Genomic DNA, 17,116 nt, shown 5'->3' with positions numbered 1-17,116 from the left:
GAAACCCGCGACCGGAGGAGTGCAGTGGCAGCCAACGACCGGGCAGCAGCTCCCGGAAAGTCCGGTGGGAGCTCCGGTGCCGATGGCCTGATGCGCGCCTCATTGAGCGCCGTGGCACCTGGCACGGCCCTGCGCGACGGGCTCGAGCGGATCCTCCGCGGGAACACCGGCGGACTCATCGTGCTCGGCTGGGACAAAACCGTCGAGTCCATGTGCACGGGCGGCTTCGTCCTGGACGTCGACTTCACGGCGACCCGGTTGCGCGAGCTGTGCAAGCTCGACGGCGGCATCGTCGTCGACAAGGACATCACCAAGATCCTGCGGGCGGGCGTCCAGCTCGTGCCCGACCCGACGATCCCGACGGAGGAGACCGGCACCCGGCACCGCACGGCGGACCGGGTGAGCAAGCAGGTCGGCTTCCCTGTCGTCTCGGTCTCCCAGTCGATGCGTCTGATCGCGCTGTACGTCGACGGTCAGCGCCGCGTCCTGGAGGACTCCGCCGCGATCCTCTCCCGCGCCAACCAGGCCCTCGCGACCCTGGAGCGCTACAAGCTCCGCCTCGACGAGGTCGCGGGCACGCTCTCCGCGCTGGAGATCGAGGACCTGGTCACCGTCCGGGACGTGTCGGCGGTGGCGCAGCGCCTGGAGATGGTGCGGCGCATCGCCACGGAGATCGCCGAGTACGTGGTGGAGTTGGGCACGGACGGGCGTCTGCTCGCCCTCCAGCTGGACGAGTTGATCGCGGGCGTGGAGCCCGAGCGGGAGCTGGTGGTCCGGGACTACGTGCCGGAGCCGACCGCGAAGCGTTCCCGCACGGTCGACGAGGCCCTCTCCGACCTGAACGCCCTGCCCCACTCCGAGCTGCTCGAACTGCCCACGGTGGCGAGAGCCTTGGGCTACACCGGCTCCCCCGAGGCGCTCGACTCCGCGGTCTCCCCGCGCGGCTTCCGCCTCCTCGCCAAGGTCCCGCGTCTGCCCGGCGCCATCATCGACCGCCTCGTGGAGCACTTCGGCGGTCTGCAGAAGCTGCTCGCCGCGAGCGTCGACGAGCTCCAGGCGGTCGACGGGGTGGGCGAGGCGCGGGCGCGCAGCGTCCGTGAGGGGCTGTCGCGACTGGCGGAGTCGTCGATCCTGGAGCGCTACGTCTGACGCGCCGTACCTAGCCCGTGACGCGCTGTGCCTGATGCACTCCGTCTGACGCGCTATGCCTTACGGGCTGTGTCCTACGCGCTCCGTCTCGCGAGGCCGGGCGCGTTTCAAAGGCGCGTGCGAGCCGTGCGGGCGCGATCGCCCGCCTCCGTGCTCACTCCTGGGACAGTCAGCCCTGGCACAGTCAGTCCTGGGGCAGTCAGTCCTGGGACAGCACGAACGACGTCGTCGCCTTGGCCAGGCCCGGCGCCTTCGCCTCCACCAGGTAGGTGCCCGGGGTCGCCGAACCCGCCGGAGGTGTGGCGCACTCGGCGGCACTGGCCGTGCGGTCCCAGTCGACCGTGTAGGTCACCTGGTCGCCGGCCGGAACGCGGAAGTAGAGGCTGGCCACGTCCTTGGGACAGTCGCTCGAGGACCAGAAGCTCTTGTCGCCACCGGCCTGAGTGATCGTCAGGACCGCGCTCTTCGGGCCGAGATCGACCTTGCAGTCAGTGGCGGAGGAGTTCTTCGCGATCAGCTCGATCGAGGGCTTGTCGCCGGGGGCGTACGTGTTGTGCACGCTGCGCAGGGTCAACTTGACGGCGCCCGCGGTGCAGTTGGGGAGGGTGGAGCCGGCCGGTACCTGATCCCCAGAGCTGGTGCCGGCGCTGGAACCGCCCTGCGAGCCACCACCGCCCGCGCTGCCGGTCCCACCGGAACCGTCCCCACCGCCGCTGCTGCCGCCGCTCGCCGTGCCGGCGGTCGTGCCGGGGCTGGACTCGTCGCGGCCGCCCGGGTGTTGGCTGATCGCGGGTCCGGAACCGGAGGGGCCCGGGGTGATCGTCTGCACGGGGTTCTTCCCGTTGGACCCGTCCGCGTTCTTCTTGCCGCCTCCGCCGCCGCTGCTGACGACCCAGGCGATCAGCAGCGCCAACAGCGCTACCAGGGACAGCAGAACGGCCCTCCGACGCCAGTAGATGGTGGAGGGAAGTGGCCCGACCGGATTGCGCATAGATCCCACGGCGCAAACTGTACGAGAGATCCACGCCGGCGCTCGCCCCACCCGCCGCCCTGAGCGTCATCTTTTCCGGATCATCATTCCGGCACACCGGCCGAGTTGCCCCCACACCGCCCCTTCCCGTCCTCCGGAGGTTGCCGGGCGCGGCCCTCCGGCCGACCGGAGCGCCCCCTCAGGCGAAGGAGCCCGTGCGGGGCCGGTGCGAAAAGCCACTCCTCCGCGCCTCGGAGGAAACCGCGTAGCCCCCTCCCCGCATGGCAGGATCGGAACCGCCATGACTGCACCCACCATGCCCACACCCAGCCCCCAGCCCGACGCCCTCGGCAAGACCCTGCACGAGCCGGTGATCACCTGGTTCGACGAGCACGCCCGCGACCTTCCCTGGCGCCGCCCCGACGCCGGCCCCTGGGGCGTGATGGTCAGTGAGTTCATGTTGCAGCAGACTCCGGTGAGCCGTGTCCTGCCCGTGTACGAGCAGTGGGTCGCCCGCTGGCCCCGCCCCGCCGACCTGGCCAAGGAGGCTCCGGGCGAAGCCGTCCGAGCCTGGGGCCGGCTCGGCTACCCCCGCCGTGCGCTCCGGCTGCACGGCGCCGCGGTCGCCATAACGGAACGGCACGGCGGCGACGTACCCACGGAGCACGCTCAGCTGCTCGCGCTGCCCGGTATCGGGGAGTACACGGCCGCCGCCGTCGCCTCGTTCGCGTACGGGCAGCGGCATGCCGTGCTGGACACGAATGTCCGAAGGGTGTTCGCACGGGCCGTCAGCGGCGTGCAGTACCCGCCGAACGCCACCACCGCCGCCGAGCGCAAGCTCGCCCGTGCCCTGCTGCCCGAGAACGAGGGCACCGCCTCGCACTGGGCCGCCGCCTCCATGGAGCTCGGCGCACTGATCTGCACGGCGAAGAACGAGGCCTGCCACCGCTGCCCGATCGCCGCGCAGTGCGCCTGGCGGCTGGCGGGCAAGCCGGCGCACGACGGCCCGCCGCGGCGCGGCCAGACGTACGCGGGCACGGACCGCCAGGTGCGCGGCAAACTCCTCGCCGTACTGAGGGAGTCCGTCGAGAGCCCGGTCCCGCAGTCCGTACTCGATCGCGTGTGGGACGAGCCCGTGCAGCGGGCCCGCGCCCTCGACGGACTCGTCGCCGACGGACTCGTGGAGCCGCTCCCGGGTGGTTTGTATCGGCTGCCCTTGACCTAGTCACCGCCCCCAGGACACCGGTCACACGCGCAAAACCACCCCAACCGGGACATGTAACCACGCCGCCCTACCCACCTCATCCATCCGTTACACAACCGACGTACAGCCGAGCGCTCACCGAAGGCTGCCTCGGACAACCCCGTGACAACGCCTCCGTAGCTTCATTCCCGTACCGCACGCACAGCAGAACGACAGCGGGACACAGGAAACGGACAACCGGCAGCAGGCGCGAGCCAGGCACGTCGGAAACGGGGATGGAGGCGGTTGATCATGGCGCACGGCGAGGTGCTCGAATTCGAGGAGTACGTCCGCACTCGGCAGGACGCGCTGCTGCGCAGTGCCCGTCGCCTGGTCCCCGACCCCGTCGACGCCCAGGACCTCCTGCAGACCGCGCTCGTACGGACGTACGGCCGCTGGGACGGCATCGCGGACAAGCGGCTCGCGGACGCCTATCTGCGCCGCGTGATGATCAATACGCGGACCGAGTGGTGGCGGGCGCGGAAACTCGAAGAGGTGCCCACCGAGCAGCTCCCGGACGCCTGCGTCGACGACTCGACCGAGCAGCACGCGGACCGGGCGCTCCTTATGGACATCATGAAGGTTCTCGCTCCCAAGCAACGCAGCGTCGTGGTGCTGCGACACTGGGAGCAGATGTCCACGGAGGAGACGGCCGCCGCCCTCGGCATGTCGGCCGGAACGGTCAAGAGCACGCTGCACCGGGCGCTCGCCCGGCTCCGCGAGGAGCTGGAGAGCCGCGACCTGGACGCACGCGCGCTCGAACGTGAGGAGCGGGAGCGTTGCGCGGCCTAGGAACTCGGGCCAGGCAGGTCCTGAAGGCGGGGAGCGCGGTAACGGCCGCGCTCGCCGCCCTCGGCCTTTTCCTGACCGCCTGCGCCACGGGTGGCACGGGCGCCCGCGACGAGGGCCCGGCGAGCAGTGAGGCGGTGGCGAAGGGGGCGGCCCCGAGCCCCGCGGCACCCGCCTCCCCGTCCAAGACGCCCCAGCGCGTGGACGCGGTCAAGCTCGTCAAGGACGACCCGGAGGTCAGCGACTCGGTCAAGAACGCGCTGACGAAACCGTGCGTCGCCGACGAGTACCCGGTCGACGTGTCGTACGGGGATCTGACCGGAGGAACCACCGACGACGTCGTGGTCAACGTCATGACCTGCGGGGATGCCGTGGGGATCGGCTCGTACGTCTACCGCGAGGAAAGCGGCAGGTACGAGAATGTCTTCAAGACCGAGGAGCCGCCGGTCTACGCGGAGATCGACCGGGGCGACCTGGTGATCACCCAGCAGTTGTACAAGAAGGGCGATCCGGTGGAATACCCCTCCAGCGAAGAAGTGATCACCTACGGGTGGACCGCGACCCGCTTCACCGAGAGGTCCCGGACGCACAACGACTACAGCAACGCGGTGGGCGGCGCCGACACGCCCGCTCCCGCGAACTGAGCGCAGACGGAGCAGCCGGATGGCAGAGCAGACCCACGTCCTGTTCGTCGAGGACGACGACGTCATCCGCGAGGCCACGCAGCTCGCTCTCGAGCGCGACGGCTTCGCGGTGACGGCCATGCCCGACGGGCTGTCGGGCCTGGAGGCGTTCCGCGCCGACCGTCCCGACATCGCCCTGCTGGACGTAATGGTCCCCGGACTCGACGGTGTCTCGCTGTGCCGCCGCATCCGTGACGAGTCCACCGTCCCCGTGATCATGCTGTCCGCGCGCGCCGACTCGATCGATGTCGTGCTGGGCCTGGAGGCGGGCGCCGACGACTACGTGACCAAGCCCTTCGACGGGGCCGTGCTGGTCGCCCGGATCCGCGCCGTGCTGCGCCGTTTCGGACACGCGAGCGGTCCGAACGGAACCCCCGAAGAGACCTCGTCCGTCGACGGCGGAGTGCTCGCCTTCGGTGACCTGGAGATCGACACCGAGGGCATGGAAGTCCACAGGGGCGGTACGCCGGTGGCTCTGACGCCGACCGAGATGCGGCTGCTGCTGGAGTTCTCCTCCGCGCCGGGAACGGTGCTGAGCCGCGACAAGCTGCTCGAACGCGTGTGGGACTACGGCTGGGGCGGGGACACCCGTGTCGTCGACGTCCACGTACAGCGGCTGCGGACGAAGATCGGCCAGGACCGGATCGAGACGGTCCGTGGCTTCGGCTACAAGTTGAAGGCCTGAGCAGGGGTATGCGGGGGATATTTCGGCGCCGGACTCCGGCGGACGGCGACGGCCCGACCGGCCGCAACAGACCGGCCGACGCGGGTGGCGGGCGCGGGCCGGTCAATGGGTACGGCCCGGCCGACGGGCCCGGACCTGTCAACGGGTACGGCCCGGTGACGGGGAGCAGTCCAGTGGCCGGGAGGGGTCCGGTGACCGGGAGCGGTCGGAGCGGCTGGAACACACCTGCCGACGGCCGGGGCACACCCGTCGACCGGGGCACATCCGTTCGTCGCGGCACGCCCGTCGGCCGGGGCCCGTCGGCCGGCCGCGGCGCGCCTGTGGGCATGCGCATGGCGGCCGCCGCAGGGAACTCCGGCATTCGCACGGGTATCCGGTGGAAGCTCAGCGCGGCGATCGCCATGGTCGGCGCGCTGGTCGCGATCGCGCTCAGCCTCGTCGTGCACAACGCGGCGCGCGTCTCGATGCTCGACAACTCGCGCGACCTGGCGGACGAACGCATCACGGTCGCCGAGCGCATGTACGAGTCCGGGCGGACCCAGGCCTTCGGGGTCAAGGTCGACGACCCGGCCATCCCCAAGGACCTGCTGGCGAAGGTCATGCAGGGCCGGCGGGCCACCTTTGTCGCCGACCGTCCGAACGGGGTCCCTGACATTTGGGCGGCCGTACCCCTCAAGGACGGCCGCGTCCTCTCGCTCCACACCGGTTTCACGGACCGCAACACCGACGTCATGAAGGACCTCGACCAGGCGCTGATCATCGGCTCGATCGCGGTCGTCTTCGGCGGCAGCGCGCTCGGCGTGCTGATCGGCGGCCAGCTCTCGCGCCGGCTGCGCAAGGCCGCCGCCGCGGCGAACCAGGTCGCCAAGGGTGAGACCGACGTACGGGTACGGGAAGCGATCGGCGGGGTCGTACGGGACGAGACCGACGACCTCGCGCGCGCGGTGGACGCCATGGCGGACGCGCTCCAGCAGCGCATCGAGGCCGAGCGCCGGGTGACCGCCGACATCGCCCACGAACTGCGCACGCCGGTGACCGGCCTGCTGACGGCGGCGGAACTCCTTCCCCCTGGCCGCCCCACGGAACTCGTCCGCGACCGGGCCCAGGCGATGCGGACCCTCGTCGAGGACGTCCTCGAGGTGGCGCGGCTGGACGGCGCCTCCGAGCGGGCCGAACTCCAGGACATCCTGCTCGGCGAGTTCGTGTCGCGGCGCGTGGCCGCCAAGGACGCCGACGTCGACGTACGCGTGATCCACGAGTCGGAGGTCACGACGGATCCGCGTCGCCTGGAGCGCGTGCTGTTCAACCTGCTGGCCAACGCGACACGGCACGGCAAGCCGCCGATCGAGGTCTCGGTCGAGGGCCGGGTCATCCGGGTCCGCGACCACGGTCCCGGCTTCCCCGAGGAGCTTCTCGCCGAGGGTCCCAGCCGTTTCCGCACCGGCAGCAGCGACCGCTCGGGCCACGGTCACGGCCTCGGCCTCACCATCGCGGCCGGTCAGGCCCGGGTGCTCGGTGCCCGGCTGACCTTCCGCAACGTCCGGCCCGCGGGAGCCCCGGAGCATGTGCCTGCGGAGGGTGCGGTCGCGGTGCTGTGGCTGCCGGAACACGCGCCGACGAACACCGGCAGCTATCCGATGCTGCCGACCTGAGGCCGGTGAGCGAGGTCCGGTTGCCGTAGACCGGGCCCGGCTCGGCCGGTTCCCCCGCCCCCCGCCCAGCCGATTCGTTCGGCTGCGGGCCGGTGGGGGCTGGGCGCGCAGTTCCCCGCGCCCCTGAAAACCCCGGCTCGACCGGCATTTCAAGAACAAGGCCGGAGGCCAACCCCCACCCACCCCGGCCGACGCCATTCAGCCCTTCGGGCGTTCGAGGACGAGGGCGTTCAGGCCGAAGTGGGGGTCCGGGGGTGGCAACCCCGGGGGATGGGACGGGTAGGGGCGGCGGGGGCGAGGAGACTCGGGGCGCACCAAGCGCGTACAGGAGAAGACCCCCGGGGCGGACACTCCGGGGGTCTTCGGATCAAGCGGGGTGGGATCGGGCGAGGTCGGGTCGGACGAGGTCAGACGGTCTCGACGACGGTCGACTTCGGCGCCGAGTCGCTCGCCGCGTCCTCGCTCGAACCCTCCGGCGCGGGCGCCCCCGCTCCCGCCCCCCGAAGCGGAACCTCCTTCACGAACACCGCGGCCACCAGCGCCGCCAGCGACACCACCGCACCCAGCAGGAACGCGGAGTGCGTTCCGGAGGACACCGCGTACTGGTACGCCTCCCGCGCCGCCGCCGGCAGCTTGGCCAGGCTCGCCGCGTCCAGCTGCGCCGACTGCTCGGTGACCTTGGACCCCAGCGCCCCGGCCCGCTCGGTCATCACGTCCTGGACCCGCTGGTTGAACAGCGCACCCATGATCGCGACGCCGAAGGACGAGCCGAGCGTACGGAAGAGAGTGGTGGACGAGGACGCGACGCCCATGTCCTTCATCTCGACGCTGTTCTGCGCGACCAGCATGGTGATCTGCATCAGGCAGCCCATGCCGAGGCCGAGTACGGCCATGTACAGCCCGGAGGTGAACCGGGTCGTACCGGTGTCCATCTGAGAAAGCAGGAACAGGCCGACCGCCATGAGAACGCCGCCGACGATCGGGAAGGCCTTGTAGCGCCCGGTGCCGGTGGTGACCCGACCGGCGACCATCGAGGTCACCAGCATCGCGCCCAGCATCGGCAGCAGGAGCAGCCCGGAGTTGGTCGCGGACGCGCCCTGCACGGACTGCTGGTACAGCGGCAGGAAGAGCGTGGCGCCGAACATCACGAAGCCGGTGATGAAGCCGATGATCGACATCAGCGTGAAGTTGCGGCTGCGGAAGATGTGCAGCGGCATGATCGGCGCGGCGGCCTTGGTCTGCACGAAGACGAAGCCGACCAGCGCGGCGACACCGATGCCGATGAGCTCCATGATCCTGGCCGAGCCCCAGGCGTACTCGCTGCCGCCCCAGGTGGTGACCAGCACGATGGACGAGATACCGAGGGCCAGCAGTCCGGCACCGAGGTAGTCGATCTTCGCCTGGACGCGCTTCTTCGGCAGGTGCAGGACGGCACTGATGGCGAGGAGCGCGACGATGCCGAGCGGCAGGTTGATGTAGAAGGACCAGCGCCAGCCCCAGTGGTCGGTGATGGTGCCGCCGATGAGCGGTCCGCCGATCATGGCGAGCGCCATGATGCCGGCCATCATGCCCTGGTACTTGCCGCGCTCACGCGGCGGAATCAGGTCACCGATGATCGCCATGACGCCGACCATCAGACCACCGGCGCCCAGGCCCTGAACGGCACGGAAGCCGATGAGCTGACCCATGTCCTGGGCCATACCGCTCAGCGCGGAGCCGACCAGGAAGATCACGATCGAGGTCATGAAGGCGCCCTTGCGCCCGTACATGTCGCCGAGCTTGCCCCAGATGGGGGTGGAGGCGGCGGTCGCGAGGGTGTACGCGGTGACGACCCATGACAGGTGCTGGAGGCCACCCAGCTCACCCACGATCGTCGGCATCGCCGTGCCCACGATCATGTTGTCCAGCATGGCCAGCATCATGGTGATCATGAGCGCGAGCAGCACGACGCGTACGCTGCGCGGTTGTTTCTCGGTCTCTATGACCGCTTCCTTGTTGTCCGCCATGGTTCCACTCCCCTGGGTACTTACTTGCCGCCCGGCAAGTTGACTACACTGAGGGAAGTTAGACCGGTAACTAGCCGGGCGTCAAGTAAGTTTTCCTGGATTTGCCAGTCGGACGACGCGTACGTTTCAAGGAGTGCGAGGAGCGCAGGGATGGGCGGCGACACCATGGACGGCACCAAGCGACAGCGCCGCGGGGACACCCGCCAGCGAATCCAGGACGTCGCCCTCGAACTCTTCTCCGAGCACGGCTACGAGAAGACCTCGCTGCGCGAGATCGCCGAGCACCTCGACGTCACGAAGGCGGCGCTCTACTACCACTTCAAGACCAAGGAAGACATCCTCATCAGCCTCTTCCAGGACCTGTCCAGGCCCATGGACGAGCTGATCGAGTGGGCACGGCAGCAGCCTCGCACCCTGGAGACGAAGCAGGAGATCCTGCGCCGCTACAGCAACGCGCTCGCGGACGCGGCCCCGCTCTTCCGCTTCATGCAGGAGAACCAGGCGGCCGTCCGCGAGCTGCGCACGGGCGAGGACTTCAAGGACCGCATGATCCGGATGGTCGGCCTGCTCAAGGAGCCGGACGCCGATCTGACGGACCAAGTGCGCTGCATCAGCGCGCTGTTCTCGATGCACGCCGGGATGTTCTTGCTCAAGGACGTCGAAGGCGACCCCGAGGAGAAGCGCAAGGCTGTCCTGGAGGTCGCGATCGACTTGGTGACGCAGGCGCACGGCGGCGCCGGCATCACCCCTGAAGCGTCTTAGACGGTCACGCCCTGGCCGCGCAGGAAGGCCACCGGGTTGACCGCGGAACCGTAGTTCGGGGTCGTACGGATCTCGAAGTGCAGGTGCGGCCCGGTGGAGTTGCCGGTGCTGCCGGAGAGCGCGATGTGCTGGCCGGTCGCGACGACCTGGCCGATCCGCACGTCTATCCGGGACAGGTGGGCGTACTGCGAGTAGGTCCCGTTGCCGTGCTTGATGACGATGGCGTTGCCGTACGCGGGACCGTCACCGGCGCCGTTGCCGCCGGCCTTGACGACGGTGCCGCCGTGCGCGGCGAGGACCTCGGTGCCGGTGGGCACGGCGAAGTCCTGCCCGGAGTGGTTGTGCTGCCACAGGTTGCCGGCCTGGTTGAAGCCCGCGGAGAGCGTGTACTTCTTCACCGGGTCGATCCAGGAGCCGGTCGCGTTGGTGGCGGCCGTCTTCACGGCGGCCTGCGGGGCCGCCTCGGTGGCGGCGGCCGCGACCCCGGCGCCCAGTACGGCCGTGGCACCCACGCCGACGGCCAGGACGGCCGCCCTGGAGCGGAGCAGGGACATACGGGAGTGGCGGGACGTGACGCGCTTCGACATGCGGAACCTCATGGGAACGGAGACGGGGGTCAGGTCCACCCGACGGACACGTTGTCGCCGAGTGGGCCATCCCTTGGTAACCCGAGTCCTGGCCGTCCCACAAAGTCCCCATCTACGACGCCAGGTCGTAGTTCACCCTAAAATTTCCAGCTTCTTGACAGACGCCCCACTCCGTATCGAATACGCCCGATTTTTCAGGGTAGAGACGTTTAACCCCACATACGGGCGTTGCGTTCCGGCACGTACGGCCCTCGCCGGACCACCGGCCATGGCGCCATGCACCCCGCAGGCGTTGTGCACCTTTACGTCCGATTTGCCCACTCGCAGTTGTCTACTACCCGCCCTAGTAAGGGAAAAATCGCCTGTGCGTCATGTCACCGCGAGGGGGTGTCACAAGGCCGTGCGGGACCCTCGGCCCCGACCGCACTCCCCAACCTGCGACAGGCCCTAATGTGGTCTGCGCAGCCGTCACCGTGCCGTCCGGGGGAGCGTCATGGAACCAGCAGCCATAGGTGCCAAACTGGCCTCGAGTGTGGTCGCGCCGCTCGTCAGGAAACTGTTCGTGACGGACGGGCCGGGCGCCGGGCTGGTCGAGAAGCCACTGCGGATCTCCGGGTTCGTCTCCTTCAGGGGAGAGAAGCGAACCCTCGGGGAGAAGGAGCTGACCACGCTGGCGGCGGAGCTGGTCGCACGAGCCCTGCGCACCGGGGAGCGTCCGACGGCCCCCGACGAGGAGCAGGCCGTCGTCCACGCCCTCGCCGACACCCTGCACGCCCTCGGCGACCTCACCATGACTGACATACAGGCCGTGGAACTCGGTCACGAGGGGCTCGCCCTGCAGCTGCGCGCCGCGAGCGGCAACCCCGAGCGGGACCTTTCCTTCGACGCGACCCTGTTCTACGAGCGGATCCTGAGCGCGGCCTGCCTGCACATCCTGCACTTCTTCACCCAGCGCTCGGCCTTCGTGGCCCGCACGCTGGTGGAGCAGAGCCGCAGGCAGAGCGAACTCATCGGCAAGGTGGACGAGCTGATCGCGCGGACTCCGCCGCCCGGCGGCACGGATCCCGCCTTCGAACAGCGGTACCTCGCGTACGTCGCGACCAAGCACAGCCGGCTCACCATCTACGGCATCGATCTCGTCAACTCCCCCGAGCGCTGGCCCCTCGACGCCGCCTACCTCAGCCTGCGGGCCGTACGGGCCACCGAGGACGCGGAGGCGACCGGCCCGAGCGGGACGCACATCGCAGCCGCCGGCAGCACCCTCCCCGCCGAACAGGCCCTCGCCGAACAGGACCTGGTGCTGCTGCGCGGAGTGGCCGGCTCCGGCAAGACCACCCTCGTGCAGTGGCTGGCCGTGACCACGGCCCGGGGCGAGCGCGGCGACCGGATCCCGTTCGTCCTGCCCCTGCGCACCCTCGTACGCCGCCCCGACGGACTCCCGGCACCCGACGGTTTCCTCGCCGCCGCCCGCGTGCCCTTCCACGCCACCCAGCCGGACGGCTGGAGCGACCGCGTTCTCGCCGCCGGGCGCGGGCTGCTCCTCGTCGACGGCATCGACGAGATCCCCGAACGCGACCGCGAGCGGACCCGCCGCTGGCTGCGCGAGCTGCTGGACGTCTATCCCGGCAACCAGTGGCTGGTCACCTCCCGCCCCTCGGCCGTCCGCGAGGACTGGCTCACCCCCGACGGCTTCACCGAGCTCGCCCTCACCCCCATGGGCCGCGACGACGTCACCGCCTTCATCCGCCGCTGGCACACGGCGGCCCGGCTCGACGCCCCGGACACCGACCGCCTCGACGGCTACGAACACTCCCTCCTCACCGCTGTCGGCACCAAGCCCGACCTCGGCAGGCTCGCCACCAACCCGCTGATGTGCGGGCTGATCTGCGCGCTGCACCGCGACCGGCGGGGCTATCTGCCGCACGGCCGGCAGGAGCTGTACGACGCCGCCCTGTCCATGCTGCTGTCGCGCCGTGACGAGGAGCGCGACATGTTCGCGCCCGAACGCACCGGCGGCATCCATCTCACGGAACTCCCGCAGGTCCAGCTCCTCCAGCGCCTGGCCTACTGGCTCATCCGCAACAACCAGTCCGAGATGGACCGCGACCGTGCCGAACGCATCGTCGCCGACGTCCTGCCGTCCCTCCCGTCCGCCGCCGCGCAGGGCGACGCCCCGGCGATCCTGCGCCACCTTCTCGTCCGCAGCGGCCTGCTCCGCGAACCCACCCTCGGCACCGTCGAGTTCGTCCACCGCACCTTCCAGGACTACCTGGGCGCGCGGGCGGCGGTGGAGGACGGGGACTTCGGGCTGCTGGTGCGAGGCGCCTTCGACTCCCAGTGGTCGGACGTCATCCGGATGGCGGTCGCCCACGCCCGTCCCCGCGAACGGGCCACCCTCCTGGCCGACTTGACCAAGTCCGCCGAGGAGACGTCCGGAACGGCGGGTACACGTATACGACTTCTCGCCCTGGCCGCGCTGGAACACGCCACGGAACTCGACCCCCACGTCCGCGCGGCCGTGGAACGGAACGCCGCCTCGCTCATCCCGCCCCGTACGACCGAGGAGGCCCGCACCCTCGCCGACGCGGGCCCGCTCGTCCTGGAGCTGCTGCCCGGCCCCGAAGGGCTCACCGACGATCAGGCCAGGGCCGTGGTCATCACCGCGTCACTCATCGGCACGGACGCGGCGCTCCCGGTCCTCGCCCGCTTCCGGTCGCATCCGGCGCTGCGCGTACGGGCCCAACTCACCTGGACCGCCCACCGGTTCGACACCCGGCGCTACACGTCCGACGTCATCGCCCATCTGCCACCGGACGACCTGTACTTCTGCGCGCACTCCACCGACCAGCTGCGGGCCCTGCGCGACCTCGGCGGCCGCTCCATGGTCCAGGTCGTCGGGGACATCGGCGCGGACGACATACGCGAGGGCCTGCTGCCGGATCAGCTGTCCAAACTCGTCGTACGCGACAACCGCGTCCTGCGTGATCTGAGCTTCCTGTCGGATCAGGCGCGGCTCGTACACCTGGACGTCAGCGGCGGCAGCCCGTACGTCGACGACCTCACCCCGCTCGCCGCGCTGCCCCTGAAATGGCTTTTGCTCGCCGGCCTGCCCGGACTCGAGAATCCGGAAGCGTTGGCACCGCTCTCGGCATCCCGCACTCTGCGCCTGCTCGACATCGGCATCCCGTTGCACGGGGACTCCCTCGATGAGGTGCTCCCCCGGAATCTGCCGCTGACGTATCTGCGGTTCACCAGGAACGCTCTGCAGCACACGGGATTGCGCGGCCTGAGTCATATGCACGCACTGAAGCAGCTGAGTCTGGCCACTCTCCCCGAAAACCTCACCCCCGAGGACTTCGAAGAGATCACCCGGCTTCCCGCTCTACAAGAACTTCGTGTGAACTGGAATGCCGTCGGGTGGAGCGCGGGTCCGGTACTGCCGAACGTGACGAGACTGCGGCTCAACAAGTTCACAGGAAACGAGGACCTCTCAAATGTCCCGGCCCTCTTTCCCGGCCTGCGCAGGGTCACGTTCCATCTCGCCCCGGACGTGACCGACGTACCGGAGCATCTCCTGGCGTTCCTCCCGGACACCGCGGCCGTCACGATCGAGAAAACGGACAGCGTGGTGTGAAAGGCGGTGTGAAAAAAGGGGCTTCCCCAGGACCGAGGTCCCGGGGCAGCCCCTTCGTTCAGGCGAGCGCCGAGCGCTACGCCTCCTTGCTCAGGTTGGGTCCTGCCCCACCCGCGGCCTGCTCGATCGGCGGGACGTCGGGCAGCGCCGACTTCTCCTCACCGCGGAAGGTGAAGGTCTTGGTGTCGCCCTCGCCCTCCGTGTCGACGACCACGATGTGACCGGGGCGCAGCTCGCCGAAGAGGATCTTCTCCGAGAGCGTGTCCTCGATCTCGCGCTGGATCGTGCGACGCAGCGGCCGCGCGCCCAGGACGGGGTCGTAACCCTTCTTGGACAGCAGTTCCTTGGCGGACTGGGAGAGCTCGATGCCCATGTCCCGGTCCTTGAGGCGCTCGTCCACCTTGCCGACCATCAGGTCGACGATCTTGAGGATGTCCTCCTGCGTCAGCTGCGGGAAGACGACCACGTCGTCGACGCGGTTGAGGAACTCGGGACGGAAGTGCTGCTTGAGCTCGTCCGACACCTTGTTCTTCATGCGCTCGTAGTTCGACTTCGTGTCACCCGTGGCCGCGAAGCCCAGGTTGAAGCCCTTCGAGATGTCCCGCGTGCCGAGGTTGGTCGTCATGATGATGACCGTGTTCTTGAAGTCCACGACCCGGCCCTGGGAGTCGGTCAGACGACCGTCCTCCAGGATCTGCAGCAGCGAGTTGAAGATGTCCGGGTGAGCCTTCTCGACCTCGTCGAAGAGGACCACCGAGAACGGCTTGCGCCGCACCTTCTCCGTCAGCTGACCGCCCTCTTCGTAGCCCACGTATCCGGGGGGCGAACCGAAGAGACGCGACACCGTGTGCTTCTCGCTGAACTCCGACATGTCGAGGGAGATCAGCGCGTCCTCGTCACCGAAGAGGAACTCGGCGAGGGCCTTGGACAGCTCGGTCTTACCGACACCGGACGGGCCCGCGAAGATGAACGAACCACCCGGACGCTTCGGGTCCTTCAGACCGGCCCGCGTACGACGGATCGCCTTCGAGAGCGCCTTGACGGCGTCCTTCTGGCCGATGACCCGCTTGTGGAGCTCGTCCTCCATGCGCAGCAGACGCGAGGACTCCTCCTCGGTCAGCTTGAAGACGGGGATGCCGGTCGCGGTCGCGAGGACCTCGGCGATCAGCTCGCCGTCGACCTCGGCGACGACGTCCATGTCGCCGGCCTTCCACTCCTTCTCGCGCTTGGCCTTCGCCGCCAGCAGCTGCTTCTCCTTGTCGCGGAGAGAGGCCGCCTTCTCGAAGTCCTGGGAGTCGATGGCCGACTCCTTGTCGCGGCGGACGCCCGCGATCTTCTCGTCGAACTCGCGGAGGTCCGGCGGCGCGGTCATCCGGCGGATGCGCATCCGGGAACCGGCCTCGTCGATGAGGTCGATCGCCTTGTCCGGCAGGAAGCGGTCCGAGATGTACCGGTCGGCCAGGGTGGCGGCCTGGACCAGCGCCTCGTCCGTGATGGAGACCCGGTGGTGCGCCTCGTAGCGGTCGCGCAGGCCCTTGAGGATCTCGATCGTGTGGGGGAGGGAAGGCTCCGCCACCTGGATCGGCTGGAAGCGGCGCTCGAGGGCCGCGTCCTTCTCGAGGTGCTTGCGGTACTCGTCGAGGGTCGTCGCACCGATGGTCTGGAGCTCACCGCGCGCCAGCATCGGCTTCAGGATCGACGCCGCGTCGATGGCGCCCTCGGCGGCACCCGCACCCACGAGCGTGTGCAGCTCGTCGATGAACAGGATGATGTCGCCGCGGGTGCGGATCTCCTTGAGGACCTTCTTCAGCCGCTCCTCGAAGTCACCGCGGTAGCGGGAACCGGCGACCAGCGCGCCGAGGTCCAGGGTGTAGAGGTGCTTGTCCTTGAGGGTCTCGGGCACCTCGCCCTTGACGATGGCCTGCGCCAGGCCCTCGACGACGGCGGTCTTGCCGACGCCGGGCTCGCCGATGAGGACCGGGTTGTTCTTGGTCCGGCGGGACAGCACCTGCATGACCCGCTCGATCTCCTTCTCGCGCCCGATGACCGGGTCGAGCTTGGACTCACGAGCGGCCTGGGTGAGGTTCCGGCCGAACTGATCGAGGACCAGGGACGTGGAGGGGGTGCCCTCGGCAGGACCGCCGGCGGTGGCGGTCTCCTTGCCCTGGTAGCCGGAGAGCAGCTGGATGACCTGCTGCCGCACCCGGTTGAGGTCTGCGCCCAGCTTGACCAGGACCTGGGCGGCGACGCCCTCGCCCTCTCGGATCAGGCCGAGCAGGATGTGCTCCGTGCCGATGTAGTTGTGGCCCAGCTGAAGGGCCTCGCGGAGCGAGAGCTCCAGGACCTTCTTGGCACGGGGGGTGAAGGGGATGTGCCCGGACGGGGCCTGCTGCCCCTGCCCGATGATCTCCTCCACCTGCTGGCGGACCGCCTCGAGCGAAATCCCGAGGCTCTCCAGGGCCTTAGCGGCGACACCCTCACCCTCGTGGATCAGGCCCAGGAGGATGTGCTCGGTGCCGATGTAGTTGTGGTTGAGCATCCGGGCTTCTTCCTGAGCCAGGACGACAACCCGCCGCGCGCGGTCGGTGAACCTCTCGAACATCGTTAATCGCTCCTCAGAGCGGTCAGGCAGTAAGGGGACGCTCCCCTCGCTGTCCTTCCGCAGCTTAGTCCCGCAAGCGGGGACCGCTCATTCCAACTGCCGACACCGTCCTTGGCCTCCTGACCCCGAACGCCGACATCTGCTCCAACCTGATGGTGCGAGACGATGTTCCCGCAGGCCAGGCAGATACCCTCACCAGCTGTACGCCGATGGCGAACGTGAGATGCCCGAGCCATGCGTGTCGCCCTTCCCACTAGGGATGTCTTACCCGTACGCACTGACACTCCATGCCGCGCGCACCGGTTCCCTCCGCTATGGGCGAACATCCTTGCGCCACCGGTCGCCCCCGCAAGC

The 17,116-nt window shown here is 69.4% G+C and carries 12 protein-coding genes; 8 read left to right on the top strand and 4 right to left on the bottom strand.

Going from position 1 to position 17,116, the window contains the following annotated elements:
• Window positions 1–24: 24 nt before the first annotated feature.
• Window positions 25–1,149: a DNA integrity scanning diadenylate cyclase DisA gene (gene disA, locus ACZ7M2_RS47555; RefSeq protein ID WP_067373625.1), complete on the top strand. Its 1,125-nt coding sequence runs from the start codon at window positions 25–27 to the stop codon at window positions 1,147–1,149.
• Between the two features lie 199 nt (window positions 1,150–1,348).
• On the opposite strand, the gene ACZ7M2_RS47550 is transcribed toward disA, so the two are convergent.
• Complete coding sequence (locus ACZ7M2_RS47550) at window positions 1,349–2,149, bottom strand: hypothetical protein (protein ID WP_471600569.1); 801 nt, start codon at window positions 2,147–2,149, stop codon at window positions 1,349–1,351.
• A 271-nt stretch (window positions 2,150–2,420) separates the two neighbouring features.
• Here ACZ7M2_RS47550 and ACZ7M2_RS47545 point away from each other — a divergent pair, with 271 nt between their 5' ends.
• The 5 genes from ACZ7M2_RS47545 to cseC all read left to right on the top strand — a co-directional run bounded on the left by ACZ7M2_RS47545 (window position 2,421) and on the right by cseC (window position 7,171).
• A complete protein-coding gene (locus ACZ7M2_RS47545; protein ID WP_471600568.1) occupies window positions 2,421–3,344 on the top strand; it encodes an HhH-GPD family protein in 924 nt (307 codons plus the stop codon).
• A gap of 270 nt (window positions 3,345–3,614) precedes the next feature.
• Complete coding sequence (locus ACZ7M2_RS47540) at window positions 3,615–4,154, top strand: SigE family RNA polymerase sigma factor (RefSeq protein ID WP_060898668.1); 540 nt, start codon at window positions 3,615–3,617, stop codon at window positions 4,152–4,154.
• Window positions 4,142–4,795 carry a hypothetical protein gene (locus tag ACZ7M2_RS47535; RefSeq protein WP_471600567.1) on the top strand — a complete coding sequence of 218 codons (654 nt, stop codon included), beginning with the start codon at window positions 4,142–4,144 and terminating at the stop codon, window positions 4,793–4,795. The genes ACZ7M2_RS47540 and ACZ7M2_RS47535 overlap by 13 nt, the downstream gene beginning before the upstream one ends.
• A 19-nt stretch (window positions 4,796–4,814) precedes the next feature.
• Window positions 4,815–5,519 carry a two-component system response regulator CseB gene (gene cseB, locus ACZ7M2_RS47530; RefSeq protein WP_471600566.1) on the top strand — a complete coding sequence of 235 codons (705 nt, stop codon included), beginning with the start codon at window positions 4,815–4,817 and terminating at the stop codon, window positions 5,517–5,519.
• 326 nt (window positions 5,520–5,845) lie between these two features.
• Window positions 5,846–7,171: a two-component system sensor histidine kinase CseC gene (cseC, locus tag ACZ7M2_RS47525; protein ID WP_471600565.1), complete on the top strand. Its 1,326-nt coding sequence runs from the start codon at window positions 5,846–5,848 to the stop codon at window positions 7,169–7,171.
• 407 nt (window positions 7,172–7,578) lie between these two features.
• Here cseC and ACZ7M2_RS47520 read toward each other — a convergent pair whose 3' ends face one another.
• Window positions 7,579–9,177, bottom strand: coding sequence for an MDR family MFS transporter (locus ACZ7M2_RS47520; RefSeq protein WP_471600564.1), 1,599 nt, complete (start codon window positions 9,175–9,177; stop codon window positions 7,579–7,581).
• A 150-nt stretch (window positions 9,178–9,327) separates the two neighbouring features.
• On the opposite strand from ACZ7M2_RS47520, the gene ACZ7M2_RS47515 reads away from it, so the two are divergent.
• Complete coding sequence (locus tag ACZ7M2_RS47515; protein WP_471600563.1) at window positions 9,328–9,939, top strand: TetR/AcrR family transcriptional regulator; 612 nt, start codon at window positions 9,328–9,330, stop codon at window positions 9,937–9,939.
• Here ACZ7M2_RS47515 and ACZ7M2_RS47510 read toward each other — a convergent pair.
• Window positions 9,936–10,526 (bottom strand): M23 family metallopeptidase, encoded by a 591-nt coding sequence (locus ACZ7M2_RS47510; RefSeq protein WP_471600562.1) that lies wholly within the window; start codon window positions 10,524–10,526, stop codon window positions 9,936–9,938. The two genes, ACZ7M2_RS47515 and ACZ7M2_RS47510, sit on opposite strands and share 4 nt — an antisense overlap.
• A 493-nt stretch (window positions 10,527–11,019) precedes the next feature.
• On the opposite strand from ACZ7M2_RS47510, the gene ACZ7M2_RS47505 reads away from it, so the two are divergent.
• Window positions 11,020–14,160 (top strand): NACHT domain-containing protein, encoded by a 3,141-nt coding sequence (locus ACZ7M2_RS47505; RefSeq protein ID WP_471600561.1) that lies wholly within the window; start codon window positions 11,020–11,022, stop codon window positions 14,158–14,160.
• A gap of 76 nt (window positions 14,161–14,236) precedes the next feature.
• Here the strand turns inward: ACZ7M2_RS47505 and ACZ7M2_RS47500 are convergent, their stop codons facing one another.
• Window positions 14,237–16,762 (bottom strand): ATP-dependent Clp protease ATP-binding subunit, encoded by a 2,526-nt coding sequence (locus tag ACZ7M2_RS47500; protein WP_054237510.1) that lies wholly within the window; start codon window positions 16,760–16,762, stop codon window positions 14,237–14,239.
• Window positions 16,763–17,116 lie beyond the last annotated feature (354 nt).

Source organism: Streptomyces sp. NPDC111507 (assembly GCF_055638955.1).
Note: the sequence above shows the minus strand (reverse complement) of the source record. Positions and strands in the feature narration are given on the sequence as shown.

Coding starts and splice junctions, on each gene's coding strand:
- ACZ7M2_RS47545 (WP_471600568.1), top strand. CDS start 2,421: ATGACTGCACCCACCATGCCCACACCCAGCCCCCAGCCCGACGCCCTC.
- ACZ7M2_RS47540 (WP_060898668.1), top strand. CDS start 3,615: ATGGCGCACGGCGAGGTGCTCGAATTCGAGGAGTACGTCCGCACTCGG.
- cseB (WP_471600566.1), top strand. CDS start 4,815: ATGGCAGAGCAGACCCACGTCCTGTTCGTCGAGGACGACGACGTCATC.
- cseC (WP_471600565.1), top strand. CDS start 5,846: ATGCGCATGGCGGCCGCCGCAGGGAACTCCGGCATTCGCACGGGTATC.
- ACZ7M2_RS47520 (WP_471600564.1), bottom strand. CDS start 9,177: ATGGCGGACAACAAGGAAGCGGTCATAGAGACCGAGAAACAACCGCGC.
- ACZ7M2_RS47515 (WP_471600563.1), top strand. CDS start 9,328: ATGGGCGGCGACACCATGGACGGCACCAAGCGACAGCGCCGCGGGGAC.
- ACZ7M2_RS47510 (WP_471600562.1), bottom strand. CDS start 10,526: ATGTCGAAGCGCGTCACGTCCCGCCACTCCCGTATGTCCCTGCTCCGC.
- ACZ7M2_RS47505 (WP_471600561.1), top strand. CDS start 11,020: ATGGAACCAGCAGCCATAGGTGCCAAACTGGCCTCGAGTGTGGTCGCG.
- ACZ7M2_RS47500 (WP_054237510.1), bottom strand. CDS start 16,762: ATGTTCGAGAGGTTCACCGACCGCGCGCGGCGGGTTGTCGTCCTGGCT.